Source organism: Kyrpidia spormannii (assembly GCF_002804065.1).
In the GTDB taxonomy this organism is placed as follows: domain Bacteria; phylum Bacillota; class Bacilli; order Kyrpidiales; family Kyrpidiaceae; genus Kyrpidia; species Kyrpidia spormannii.
Window position 1 is genome coordinate 2,328,683 of the sequence record NZ_CP024955.1, and the last position, 13,019, is coordinate 2,341,701.

The following is a 13,019-nucleotide window of genomic DNA, read 5'->3' on the forward strand; positions in this document are numbered from 1 at the left end:
CTCTGTCCGCGCCGATTATGCATGATGAAGTCACCCGCAGGTGTGACTGGCATCTTTGAAACCCGGCAGCAGTCAGCTTCGACGCCGACGGGTGAGAAGCGGACAGCTTCTACTTGGAGTTCCCTATTCTTCTGACGAGGACCATCCTACCATAGCCGGGCTCACCGGTCAAGGGGTTCTGGTCCGGGCTTCTTCGGCAATCGCGGCGAGGATCTCCTCGGCGGATCTCCGGCCGAGGTCACCCTGTCCCCGTTTGCGAACCGAGACTTCACCCGTTTGAGCCTCTTGATCCCCGATGACCAGCATGTACGGGATTTTCTGCACCTGGGCTTCCCGGACTTTGTAGCCGATTTTTTCAGCCCGCCCATCTACTTCAACTCGGAGACCCATGGCCCTTGCCCGGCTCTGCACCTCCTTGGCGTAGGGCAGGTGTCCGGCGCCAATGGTCAGGATCCGAACTTGCACCGGTGCCAGCCACACGGGAAAGGCTCCGTTGTAATGCTCGATGAGAAGCCCGAAAAACCGCTCGAACGACCCCAGTACAGCCCGGTGAATCATCACCGGCCGGTGGCGTTCATTGTCCTCGCCGACGTAGGTGAGATCAAATTTCTCGGGCATTTGAAAATCCAACTGGATGGTTCCGCATTGGTGGGAACGCCCAAGGCTGTCCTTCACGTGAAAATCGATCTTCGGCCCGTAAAAGGCTCCATCTCCTTCATTGATTTGATACTCTAGGCCTCGGCTCTCCAGGGCCTGGCGCAATCCCTCGGTGGCCGCCTCCCACAGTTCATCAGAGCCGGTAGAATTCTCTGGCCGGGTCGACAACTCCACCCGGTAGGGAAAACCAAACGTGGCATACACGCGATCGATCAAGTCCATACAGGCGAACACTTCGTCTTGGATCTGATCCGGGCGCACGAACAAGTGGGCGTCGTCCTGGGTGAACTCCCTGACCCGAAGTAACCCGTGCAGGGCGCCGGACAACTCATGGCGGTGCAGCAACCCGAACTCCGCCATCCGGATGGGCAGATCCCGATAAGACCGGACCCGGTGTTTAAAGGTGAGGGCGTGACCGGGACAATTCATGGGTTTTAAGGCAAATTCCCGTTCATCCACCTCGGTGAAATACATGTTTTCTTTGTAGTGATCCCAGTGGCCGGAACGCTCCCAGAGCACCCGGTCCATCAAGATCGGCGTCTTGACCTCTTCATAATCGTATTCATTCAGGAACTCCCGCATAAACCGCTCCAGTTCATTGCGGATCACCATGCCCTTGGGGAGAAGAAAAGGCATCCCCGGGGCCTCGTCTGCGAAAAAGAACAATTCCAAGTCCCGTCCCACCCGGCGGTGATCGCGCTTCCGGGCTTCCTCCACCCGGCGCAGATACTCGTCAAGTTGTCGCTGGGTGGGAAAAGCAGTGGCGTAGATGCGGGTGAGCATCTCCCGGTTGCTGTCCCCTCGCCAGTATGCACCGGCCAAAGACAACAGTTTAAACGCTTTGATTCGGCCGGTGGAGGGAAGATGCGGTCCCCGGCACAGATCGGTGAACTCCCCTTGATGGTACACCGTGATCACCGCATCCGGGGGCAGGTCCTGGATGATCTCCACCTTGAACCGGTCGTCCCGGTCCCGGAACATCGCCAACGCCTCGTCCCGGCCGAGCACTTCCCTGCGAATTGGCAGATCTTCCTTCACCACCCGCTCCATCTCCTGCTCGATCTTGGGGAGATCTTCGGGGGTAAATTCATGATCGGCAAAATCATAGTAGAATCCGTCCTCGATCACCGGTCCAATGGCGAACTTCGTGCCCGGAAACAGGCGGCTTACAGCCTGGGCCATCACGTGAGCACAGGTGTGCCGGTACACCTCCAGGCCCTCGGGATCGTCGAGGGTGACGAATTCCACCTCCCCATCCTCTTGCACAGGCGTCGAAAGGTCTACCAGCTTCCCGTTCCACTTGGCCGCCACGGCATTTTTGCCCAGGGACCGGGACAGACTCCCGGCCACTTCTGCCAGAGTGACCCCTTTCTCGAATTCCCGAACCGAACCGTCCTTCAAGCGGATCCTTACAGGATCTGTAACCTTTACACTCATCCGAACTTCCTCCTTGTTTGTTGTCAACACCACACATCAAAAAAGCGCCTTCATCCCGCCGAATCGGCAGGGACGAAGACGCTCGTTCGTGGTTCCACCCTACTTTAACTTGTAAGGGGTCGCCTTGGTCGCCCACGTTCCCCTCACAAGTCCTCCTTCGCCGTTAACGCCGGCCACGGCTGCGCTTACTTGCCGCCCCCACGTCAGGACGGGTTGGGCGCGCGGCTACGAGGGGGTTTTCCCAAACGTTCCTCGGCAAGGAGCTTCCACCCGCCCACGTATCGAAGCGGCTCCTCTCTCTGGCCCGATCCCGCCGGTACTCTCCTCGGTCATCGCCTTTTCTCACTGATCCATTCAGAACCTGAGATACAAGTTAATCCTCTGGGGCCGTATTATAAACATCGTGCCACCGGATGTCAATTCACATCAAATCCCCGTCTTGGGACGGGGATTTGATGCCTTGCGCATCTGGTTTTGGGGTAATCTCATCGACCACAGCATAACCGCGACTCGCACATCGTCCAATAATCGTCTCTCAATACGAGTTGTTGAACCCCACATACACGACATAGCACTATCTGGTTGAATTATAAGTTGCACTTAAATTCTTGTCAAGGACGAATTTCCAGTCTATGAGCTCTCTTCGCTGAACCTGTCACCGTCCTCCGCCGGCGTCCGCTCTCCGGACGATGTGCCCCCCTGCCCGTTCAAATGATCGATGGTCCCGCTCCGATAGCTGTCCATGACCTGACGGTGGGTTTCAAGAAGACTTTCGGCTTCATCTTGCAACAAACGCCAAGTGCCAGGGCCCCACTCGTTTTCCTGAGACTCGGTACCCCCCGGTCGTCCTTCCACTCGACTGCGATTCGACATATCCTCGCCGCCCCCTTTCGGCTTTCCCTCGTAGCCTTCGAAGTGGGCGACATTTTTATGCAAGGACTGTCAAACTCACTTCATCACCGATGGCCCAGTTATTGACCACCTTGGATAGCAGAAAGAAAATACAGTCGATTCCCATCCGGGTCGGTGAGGCTGACCGCTCTGTACCCCCAAGGCTGGTCTTCGGGCACCCCTTCAAAATCCACCTGGCCCCGGAGTGCTTCATACAGGCGATCCACATCTGAAACGTCAAAACTAATGTGGTCGATCCCCGTTGGATTACCGACCAAATCCGGCTGGCGGTGACCCACCGGCGCTGGCCCGGACGTCTGAAATAGGTACAGCACCGCCGTGCCCGCACGAATCGTCGCCCCTGGTGTCTCATCCTCCCCCACAACTTCAAAGCCGAGAACCCGATAAAAAGACAGCGAACGCTGTAGGTCCCGAACCGCGACCCCGACATTATTGACACCTGTGATCACACAGCACACCTCCCTGAACGTGAATTTTTACTGGTCCATCGAAGGATCTGCATTAATCTTTCGACGCCCCGGCAAAAACTCCTGTTTTATGAAATCACCCGCCGCGCCGCAGGTGGTATCGGTCAAGTCGTCCAACATGTAAAATAGACTTAGTCTCAAGAATGCCACCCATTTTATCTTTGAATCGGACAAGGAGTGAAATTCATGGAACCAGTCGTTGTCAAAGCTATCCAAGACGAATACCCAGACGCCTTTTCGTGGTGTTACGGCTGCGGAAGACTGAATGAGAAGGGGCATCATTTTCGCACTGGATGGGAGGGGGACCGGACGGTCACCTACTTTACTCCGGAACCGGAACACACTGCAATACCGGGTTTTGTGTACGGTGGAGTCATTGCTTCCCTCATCGATTGCCACGGAACCGGATCCGCCTCCCTGGCGCTGCACCGGAAGAACGGACACGAGGTCGGTGACGGAGCGGAACCGCCACGTTTTGTGACCGGCTCCTTAAAAGTAAAATTTATCCGTCCGACGCCTCAGGGGGTTCAGTTAAAAGCTGTGGGTACGGTTGAAGAAATCAGCCCTACGAAGTGGAAGGTGGACGCGGAAGTCTATGCGGGCGATACCCTCTGCGCCAAGGGCGAAGTCATCGCCGTGTTGATGCCGGACACCTTCGTGAAACAAGGTGAGCAATAGGTTCGAAAACACTTGCAAAAACAAGGGAAGGATCTTGAACAGGTCCAAGCCCCTTCCCCTAAGCAGCATCTTTTAGGGTTGACTGGCCAGCGTCTGTTAAGAGTTGACGACTGCATTTAACTAGTAACAGACACCCAACAAAGAAACGCGAAAACGCATCCATTCCCAATTGTACCCATGATCGATCATGGCGCATCATCACAGCATTCTTCAAAATGGTGCCGGGAGCGGGGCTCGAACCCGCACGGGGCTATGCCCCAACAGATTTTAAGTCTGTTGCGTCTGCCGATTCCGCCATCCCGGCACATCTGCTGCAAAACTACATTTTAAGATCCGAAGGGCTTCGGCCCGATACCTGTACGCCGGCCATGGATTTTGACCTTGACCGGGCAAAATTAAGCATATCGCCATACGGGCAACTGTGTCAAGGCATCCGACGAGAGCGGGCACATATGGTTTTGGACCCACTGGATGCAGCGGTTAACGTTCCCTTATTCACCCCAATAGATTCATCCAAACGACGACGCATCTGATCCGGGCTGGGACCGCCGCCTGTCGGGCGAACCGTCAAGCAGCGGCCCACTCCCGTTCCTAAAGGTCAAGCCCCTTTCGCCGCAATCCGCTTTGCCGCCTCAACCCATGCGGTGATCTGCTCGGGCAGGATAGGCAACTCGGTGACAAATACGCCAAAGGGCGCGAGGGCGTCGGAGACGGCGTTGGCCAACGCCCCCGGGGCGGCGATCAGGGACCCTTCGCCCATCCCTTTGAACCCGCCCTCGCTGGAAGACGGGGTCTCAATATGTTCAACCCGAACCCGGGGGACATCGACGCTTTCGGGCAACAGATAATCCATGAGAGATCCTGTCACCAACTGCCCGTCCTCATCGTACCGGAGCTCTTCCAGAAAGGCGCTTCCGATCCCCTGGGCCACCCCTCCGTGAATTTGTCCTTCCACGATCAAGGGATTGATCAGTCGCCCGCAATCGTTCACCACCACGTAGTCGAGAACTTTCACGAAACCCGTCCGGACATCCACCTCCACGACGGCAGCGTGGGTGCCGTTGGAATAAGTCGCCGGTAGAGGGGGCCGATAGCGGATGGTCACCTCCAGGCCAGGCTGCATGTCTTTCGGCAGCCGAGCGACGTCGGTGTACGCAACTCGGGCGATTTGACGAATCGAAATTGCCCTGGCCGGGACCCCGGCCACATACGCCTGACCGCCCTCTAGGACAATGTCCTCCTCCGCAGCTTCCAGTATGTGAGCGGCGAGCTTCACGATCTTCTTGCGCATCTCGTCCCCGGCCCGAAGCGCCGCGCCGCCCCCGATGGTTCCCGAGCGGCTTCCCCCAGTTCCCCCGCCAAAAGGAGCACTGTCCGTGTCGCCGTGAAGCACCACCACATCTTTGACATCAACCCCCAGCCGATCGGCAATTAACTGGGCCATGGTGGTTTCGTGGCCCTGTCCGGTCGGCCCGAGCCCAAAAGCCGCTGTGACGGTACCGGAGGGCTCGACACGGATGGTCGCTGCCTCATAAGGCGTCGATCCGGCCTCGGACTCCGCCATCGCCGAGGGTTCGACAAACACGCAGAACCCCACCCCCACGTATCGACCCTCCTGGCGCCACTCCGCCTGCTTTTTGCGAAACTCATCGTATTCCAGCATTTGAACCGCTCGTGCCAAAGACTCCTGGTAAGACCCCGGGTCGTAGACATTTCGCGTCGGAGTATGATAGGGAAAATCCTCGGGTCCGATCATGTTCACGCGGCGAACCTCTACAGGATCTTTGCCGAGCGCCCGGGCCACAGCATCCACAATCCCTTCCTGGACTTGGGCGCCGATGGGCCCTCCCACCCCCCGATACGGCCCGAGGGGCGCTTTATTCGAGAAGACATTGTCGATAAAAATAGACACATGGGGGATCTTGTACGGTCCTGTGATCATCTCCGTCGCCCAGTTCGACTCCCCGACAGCTCCTGGAAACCCAGGGAATGGGTAGGCTCCCGTGTCGCCAATCACATGATCTTTGATAGCCACGATCCGCCCGTCTTCTTCAAAAGCCACTTCCACCTCGTGAAGACTGTCCCGGGCATGGGCGTCCGTAAACAAAGCCTCGGTCCGGTCGCTCACCCATTTGACTGGCTTCCCAAGCCGCCTGGCCATCTGGGCCACCGCGGCATACTCCGGATAAAACATGGCTTTGATGCCAAATCCGCCGCCCACTTCGGGCACCACTACGCGGATCCGGTTGTCCGGTATTCCCAAAACCCGGGCGAGAAGAGAGCGAACGCTGTGGGGGGACTGATGACCGACGTAAACGGTGAGCCGTCCGCCCAACGGGTCGACTGCCGCAGCACAGCCACGGGTCTCCAAAGTCACGCCGGTTTGCCGGTGAACCCGAAACGTTAACTGAAGCCGCCGAGGTGCGGAGGAAAACGCTTCGGAGAATCCGTCGCTGATAATCTCCCGGTGGTCAAACAGATTGGGCCGATGGCTGTGGACCCGACGTGGACCATCCTCCAACGCCCGGCGCATATCGAGAACGGGCTCTAAATTTTCGTATTCTACCTTCACCAGCTCGGCCGCATCTTCGGCAATATACCGGTTGTCCGCCACCACCGCCACAATGGGCTCACCGACGAAACGAACCTCATCTTTAGCCAGAACCGGCTGAACCACGTCGTATGGATTGAATTTGAGGGACAGGCCCAAATCCTCTGCCGTAAAAATGGCGTGAACGCCGGGAATTTTCCGGGCCTCGGTGGTGTCCACCGATACAATCCGAGCCGCCGCCCGGGTCGATCGGACGAAAGCCACCTCCAACATTCCAGGGACGTCGATATCGTCCAGATAAGACCCCTGGCCCCGAAGAAGCCGAGCGTCCTCCAGCCGGGTCACCCGGGCTCCGGTAAACCTCGGTTTCAGTACCTCACCGGCCACTTAACGCACCCCCTTTTGCGCCACATCCAGGACTGCATCGACGATGAATTGATAACCTGTGCACCGGCACAAATTCCCAGACAGGGCCTCCCGGATCTGCTCTTCGCTAGGATGGGGATTGTCCCGCAGCAAAGCTTCCACAGTGACCACCATTCCCGGCGTGCAGAATCCGCACTGAAGGGCATGATGGTTTTGAAAAGCTTCTTGGACCGGACTCAACCCATCGGCAGGGGTCAATCCTTCCACGGTGGTGATCTCCCGACCAGCAGCCTGGACTGCAAACATGAGACAGCTGCGCTCGGGCTTCCCATCCACCAAGACGGTACAGGCACCGCAAACCCCCTGTTCACACCCAACGTGGGTGCCCGTCATCCCGAGGCGGTGCCGAAGGACGTCGGACAACAGCCACCGCGGCTCCACATCGATACTGTAGGATTGCCCATTGACTTTTAAAGTAATGGGTACCGTCTTTCCCCCGCTGTTCTCGATCATTGCCGTCCCCTCCCCATGGCTTGCCGATACGCCGCTTCGGCCGCTTCACTGGCCAGGCGCCGACGGTACTCCTCCTCCACATCCACCATCTCCAGGGTCTCGGCCCACATCCGATGCCTCTCCGCCTCATCCCCGGAGAAGGTCACCGCACGCCGTTCCGGTCGCCCTGCAATACCAAACCAGGTCACGCTTCCGGTGGCGTCCCCCCGCACTTCGACAAAAGCCCCCGCCAGGGCAAAATCCCCCGGCCTTCTGGCAAATTCACAAAAACCCCAGGAAGCATCCCGCTGCATTGGAATCTCCACCGCCGTGAGAATCTCGTCATCCCTGAGGTCGGTCATGAGGTAGCCCAGGAAAAATTCCTCGGACGGAATTTTGCGTTGCCCCTCAGGGCCGGATAGCTCGATAACCCCCCCAAGTGCCGTAAGTGCGGCCGGCAGCTCGGCGGCTGGATCCGCGTGGGCCAACGAGCCCCCCAACGTCCCCCGGGTGCGAATGGCCCAGTGGCCGATATGCCCCGCGGCTTCAGCGAGGACGGGGAGGTGAGAACGCACCTCCGGATTTCGATGCAACTCCTCGTGTCTCACCAGTGCGCCCAGGCGAAGTGCACCACCCACCACCTGAATCCGATCCAAGCCATCTACGGCGTTTAAATCAACCAAGGCCGATGGGCGGCTCAGGCGAAAGTTCATCAGCGGGATCAAGCTCTGCCCTCCGGCGATCACTTTGCTCCCAGGGATGTCCCGAAGCAGTTGCAGGGCCTCGTCCAAACTGGTCGGACTGTAATAGTCAAAAGCCGCCGGTTTCAATCTCGACCCCTCCATCCATATGTGGTGTAATCAACTGGCCGCCCGGTCTTGCTACCCGCAACGGCCGAGAATGACCTTATGTCGATAAGGTTAACAGGGCCTTCGGAGAATGGCCGGATATCATGAGGCGCACAAAGGGCTTGGCCGCCCGCAGCGCCCGGGTGTGGGGGGAAAAACCCGGGGTGGCCATAAGCGGGTTCATCCAGACGATCACCACACCCCGGGAATACAATGTCCGGAGCGCAAGGACAAGTGCCTCGGGATCGCCGGCATCCCATCCGTCACTGATGATCAACAATGTCAAACGCCCGCCTCCGAGCCACTGGGCGCCGAATCGATCCAGCCATTCGCGAACCGCTTCTCCAATACGGGTGCCCCCGGAGAACACCCGGCTGAACTGGCCCAGACGTACCCTGGCGACCGCATAAGGACCTCGTAGCACCTCGGTGGCGTCGACCAATTCTGCGGCAAAAGGAAACACGCCTACCCGGGGCAAACGGTGCACCAGCTGATAAAGCCAGGGTAGATAAAGTTCAACATACTCTTCCATGGAACCGGACACATCCCAAAGCACGGCGAGGCGGCCGGGCTGCCTGGGGAAAACCCTGGGGGCAAACTTCGGAATAGCCCCCCCTCGCCAGGCCCAGAGGCGGGCTGTGCCCTGAAGATCCACCCCGTGGCCCGGCCCGGTCTGCTCCCTCTTCCGGCTGGGCACATCGGGAGTCAAAGAGAAACGACGCCCCATTCGTCGAATCCACCCCGGAGGGTTGCCGCGCGTGTCCGGAACCCCCTGGCCCGGTCCGACACCAGCCGTCCGGCCTCCTTCATTGAGACCCTCCTCGGGCGACCTCCCGGGTTGTCCCCGAGCAGGGCTAGACTGCCCGCCTGTTTTATTGAGGACCCTCTTGTGCCGGCTCAGTCAAGTCCCATCTAAAAGCTCCGGAATTCTCGATGTGACAACATCCATGTCGAGAATTTCTTTGATCACGCAGCCCAGCGTCTCCCGGATCCAATCTTCACTCCACTGGCCTCCCAGCTCATAGGCCCGGGCCCAGTCCAGCGTCTCCGCTACGCCCGGCGGTTTCAATAAATCCCAACCCCTCAGTATCTGGACCGCCCGGACGATGTGTGAAACCGCTTCCTCCGTCAGTCCGGGGACGCGCCTTCGCACCACCGCTGACTCCCTGTGCGTGTCCGGCCAACTCAAGTAAACATAAAGAGAGCGCCGGCGAAGCGCATCGCTGAGGGCCCGGGTCCGATTGGACGTGAGAAAAACCACAGGGGGCTCCCGGGCGGCCACCGTGCCCCATTCCGGTACCGTAATCCGATAATCGGCGAGAAATTCCAATAAAAGGGCCTCGAACCCTTCATCCGCGCGATCCACCTCATCGATCAGGAGGACACAACCCCCGGGCGTTCGCAAAGCCCGCATCAACGGCCGTTCCAACAAGTATTCCTCACCGAAAACCTCCCGGGCGTCCCCCCGGGCGATATCGACCATCTGTTTATGATAGTTCCAATCGTAGAGCGCTTGGCTCGCATCCAAACCTTCAAAACACTGCAAGCGAACAAGGGGTTTATGCAGGGCGAGGGCAACCGCGTCAGCTAGCGATGTTTTCCCGACGCCGGCCGGCCCTTCCAATAACAGGGGCCGCCGTAGCTCAACCGCCAGTTTAACCATCCCGGCCAAGCTCATATCCGCGATGTATCCACCTTGCTCCAACATCTCCATCCAATCTTCCGTCGACGGTCGCTTGGTCGGCAATACAGTCACTCCCGTCTAATCGCTTCTGATCCTTTCGCCGTCAGCCCTAATTGCAGGTCTAAAGTTATTTTTTCCGATCCATGAAATCCATTCGACACTGAAACGTTCGATTCCTGCCAGTCGCTATGAATTAGAAACCGAGAAGCCCTGCCATCTCCGTTCATAAATCCGAAGATTTCTCGCGGAATGGCCGCCCACCGGCCGATGGGTCACCATCACATCGCTGTGCAAAATCGTTCCCAGATCTCGAGGTACTCGTGAGATCATGCAAAGGCTCACCGTGTTCATGGACGCCCCTCCCGCCTCTTCACGATATGTGCAAAGGGGCGTGCGTATGACAGAGGGAGTAAGGGAAACCAAATAGCAAAAATCTGTGTCATTCGACAAATCGGCAGGAATTATGACGATCCGCGTCGAATTAGTACCACCGGTTTTTGCGAATTGCGCCGGAGCGAACCGGTTGATTCAGTTATGCCGAGAGGAGGAGACGCGTTGCGCCGACGTATGCTTACGGCAATCGTCGCAGGGTGTTTATTCACCGGCGTCGCACTGCCTGCGGCCAAAGCGGAGTGGATTACCCCTTACCAACCACCCGCCGGACTTCGGGACTTAACCAATCAGTCCCATACCTTGCAGATACAGATCCAGCAACTGCAAGGCCAAGCGAACGACACACAAAGACAGATTGCGAGCTTACAAGACCAGTTGGTGAATTTGGATGCCCGGATTGCGGGTACAGCACAGGAATTGACCGCCGCAGAGAAGCAGCTCCAGGTTCAGCAAGATTTGCTGAACAAGAGGCTACGGGCCATCTACGAGGACGGCACGGTCAGCTACCTGGAGGTGCTTCTCTCATCCACAAGTTTCAGCGATTTTGTCGACCGAATGTACGCACTCTCGAGGATCGCCATGCAGAATCGGCAGATTTTCGACGAGACCAAAAAGAAGCGGGATGAAGTTCAAGCTTTGAAAAGAGACCTCGAGAGCCAAAAGCAACAGCAACAGTTGGCCCTCATGATCTTGTCGGACACCTTGCGAAAACTTGTGGCTGAGAAACAAAGTCGCGAGAATCAACTCGGACAAGTACAGCGGCAACTCTCCCAGCAATCGGCTCCCAGGACAGTCTATGCCATGGTAGGTCCGGGTCAGGCTTCGTGGAGCGGGGGAGCAGCAGCGCCGAGCCTTTCCGCCCGGGGATTGACGTCGATCCCGCAAGCCGCGATGGCATACATAGGGAACCCTTACGTCTTTGGAGGAGCAAGCCCCCAGACCAGTTTCGATTGCTCCGGACTCGTTCAGTGGGTGTATGGGCAATCGGGCATCGGTTTGCCGAGAACGGCCCAAGGGCAGTACAACGCCACCCAACACATCGGAGAGAGCCAGGCCCAGCCCGGGGATTTGGTGTTTTTCACCCGGACCTACGACACGTCCGACACCATCACCCACGTCGGGATTTACCTCGGCAACGGCCGAATGCTGAGCGCGGACAATGCGGGAGTGGGAATTCGCTCGATCACGTCGGGATATTGGCGTAACCACCTGTACGGATTCGGGCGGGTGCGGTAAGACGCATAATGAGCGGAAAGAACAGAAGCTCAACTCTACAAAAGGGTGCCCGGACGACTCTCGACCGTTCGGGCATCCTTTTCCATTCAAGGGGCGATCATTTCGTTAGCGAGATAAGCCTCGTGGTACAGAAACACCACATGGGGATCGGGGCGCGCCAACGCTTCGTTTTTCCCTTCATAGGAAACACGAGACAAAAAGTCCTTGATTAAGTTCTCCCGGGCGGCTCGTTTGTCGTCTGCCCGGACGACAATCCACGGAGCGAGGGCGTGGTGAGTGCGGGAAAACATGGCATTGCGGGCCCGGCTATAGGAGTCCCACAGGGCTTGACTTTTTTCGTCGACAGGGCTCACTTTCCACTGTTTTAAGGGGTTCTCTCTGCGATCCTTGAGCCGCTTTTTCTGCTCACCTTTCGAGATATCGAGATAATATTTGAACAACTTGATGCCCGAACGCACCAACATCTGTTCGAAAAGCGGCACGGTCTGCATGAATTCTTCATATTGCTCCTCAGTGCAAAAACCCATCACCCGCTCCACCCCCGCCCGGTTATACCAACTGCGATTGAAAATGACCATTTCGTGGGAGGCGGGTAGATGGGGCACGTAGCGTTGAAAATACCAACAGGTCTGCTCGCGGTCTGACGGTTTGCCGAGGGCCACCACCCGGGTTTCCCGGGGACTGAGGTGCTTCACGAAAGTTTTGATCATGCCGTCTTTCCCCGCGGCATCCCGGCCCTCGATCAAGATGACCACCCGTTCATCCGCCTGAATCAAATGGCGCTGCCATTTGACCAGCTCGACGTAGAGCGGATACATTCGTTTGTGATTGTCAGGGTTCTGGTCAACATGCCCCTCATTGTTGTGGCACTCGGATACAGCGGGCGGGAGACCGCCAATTTCTGCACCTCTGGACTCCCCGGCGTCCCACTTAGACGGTTTGTCCTTGCGCGCGTCATCGTGCCGATGTTTTTTCGACATCCACCTGTCCCCCGTTCGCGAAAACAAAAGGACGATCGCCTCTCCGACCGTCCATGCCCTTCCGTCTTCTACTTCTGGTGGGCGGTGACGGGATCGAACCGCCGACCCCCTGCTTGTAAGGCAGGTGCTCTCCCGCTGAGCTAACCGCCCAACAAAATGGTGGAACCGAAGGGATTCGAACCCTCAACCCCTGCGCTGCCAGCGCAGTGCTCTCCCATTGAGCTACGGTCCCACATCTCTCCGCCCGATGGACGGCTGCCTTTCTCACTTGCCGCCTTTTCGCCTTCGCGGCGGACAGTTGCTATTATACGTCATCCT

The 13,019-nt window shown here is 57.8% G+C and carries 11 protein-coding genes and 3 tRNA genes; 2 read left to right on the top strand and 12 right to left on the bottom strand.

What is annotated here, in order from left to right:
* Positions 1–168: 168 nt before the first annotated feature.
* The 3 genes from thrS to CVV65_RS11690 form a co-directional block, all read right to left on the bottom strand.
* Positions 169–2,094 carry a threonine--tRNA ligase gene (gene thrS, locus CVV65_RS11680; RefSeq protein WP_100668273.1) on the bottom strand — a complete coding sequence of 642 codons (1,926 nt, stop codon included), beginning with the start codon at positions 2,092–2,094 and terminating at the stop codon, positions 169–171.
* A gap of 630 nt (positions 2,095–2,724) precedes the next feature.
* Positions 2,725–2,967: a hypothetical protein gene (locus CVV65_RS11685; protein WP_100668274.1), complete on the bottom strand. Its 243-nt coding sequence runs from the start codon at positions 2,965–2,967 to the stop codon at positions 2,725–2,727.
* 98 nt (positions 2,968–3,065) lie between these two features.
* Entirely contained in the window at positions 3,066–3,455 is a 390-nt protein-coding gene (locus CVV65_RS11690; protein WP_100668275.1) for a VOC family protein, read from the bottom strand.
* 204 nt (positions 3,456–3,659) lie between these two features.
* On the opposite strand from CVV65_RS11690, the gene CVV65_RS11695 reads away from it, so the two are divergent.
* Positions 3,660–4,151, top strand: coding sequence for a PaaI family thioesterase (locus CVV65_RS11695; protein ID WP_100668276.1), 492 nt, complete (start codon positions 3,660–3,662; stop codon positions 4,149–4,151).
* A gap of 216 nt (positions 4,152–4,367) precedes the next feature.
* Here CVV65_RS11695 and CVV65_RS11700 read toward each other — a convergent pair.
* From CVV65_RS11700 to CVV65_RS11725, 6 genes are all read right to left on the bottom strand, one after another.
* A tRNA-Leu gene (locus tag CVV65_RS11700) sits at positions 4,368–4,455 on the bottom strand.
* Between the two features lie 294 nt (positions 4,456–4,749).
* A complete protein-coding gene (locus tag CVV65_RS11705; RefSeq protein WP_100668277.1) occupies positions 4,750–7,089 on the bottom strand; it encodes a xanthine dehydrogenase family protein molybdopterin-binding subunit in 2,340 nt (779 codons plus the stop codon).
* The gene (locus CVV65_RS11710) at positions 7,090–7,581 is read right to left on the bottom strand and encodes a (2Fe-2S)-binding protein (RefSeq protein ID WP_100668278.1); all 492 of its coding nucleotides are present in this window, start codon (positions 7,579–7,581) and stop codon (positions 7,090–7,092) included. It lies immediately after the preceding gene.
* On the bottom strand, positions 7,578–8,390 hold the full coding sequence (locus CVV65_RS11715) for an FAD binding domain-containing protein (protein WP_100668279.1): 813 nt from the start codon (positions 8,388–8,390) through the stop codon (positions 7,578–7,580). The genes CVV65_RS11710 and CVV65_RS11715 overlap by 4 nt, the downstream gene beginning before the upstream one ends.
* Before the next feature lie 76 nt (positions 8,391–8,466).
* A complete protein-coding gene (locus CVV65_RS11720) occupies positions 8,467–9,135 on the bottom strand; it encodes a VWA domain-containing protein (protein WP_100668280.1) in 669 nt (222 codons plus the stop codon).
* A 174-nt stretch (positions 9,136–9,309) separates the two neighbouring features.
* Positions 9,310–10,155, bottom strand: a complete 846-nt coding sequence (locus tag CVV65_RS11725) for an AAA family ATPase (RefSeq protein WP_232059710.1) — start codon at positions 10,153–10,155, stop codon at positions 9,310–9,312.
* A gap of 492 nt (positions 10,156–10,647) precedes the next feature.
* On the opposite strand from CVV65_RS11725, the gene CVV65_RS11730 reads away from it, so the two are divergent.
* Positions 10,648–11,721: a C40 family peptidase gene (locus CVV65_RS11730; protein ID WP_157935500.1), complete on the top strand. Its 1,074-nt coding sequence runs from the start codon at positions 10,648–10,650 to the stop codon at positions 11,719–11,721.
* Positions 11,722–11,807: 86 nt separating this feature from the next.
* Here CVV65_RS11730 and ppk2 read toward each other — a convergent pair whose 3' ends face one another.
* The 3 genes from ppk2 to CVV65_RS11745 form a co-directional block, all read right to left on the bottom strand.
* Positions 11,808–12,701, bottom strand: coding sequence for a polyphosphate kinase 2 (ppk2, locus tag CVV65_RS11735; RefSeq protein WP_100668283.1), 894 nt, complete (start codon positions 12,699–12,701; stop codon positions 11,808–11,810).
* Between the two features lie 75 nt (positions 12,702–12,776).
* Positions 12,777–12,851: transfer RNA gene (locus CVV65_RS11740), tRNA-Val, on the bottom strand.
* Between the two features lie 7 nt (positions 12,852–12,858).
* Positions 12,859–12,933, bottom strand: a tRNA-Ala gene (locus tag CVV65_RS11745).
* Positions 12,934–13,019: the final 86 nt, after the last annotated feature.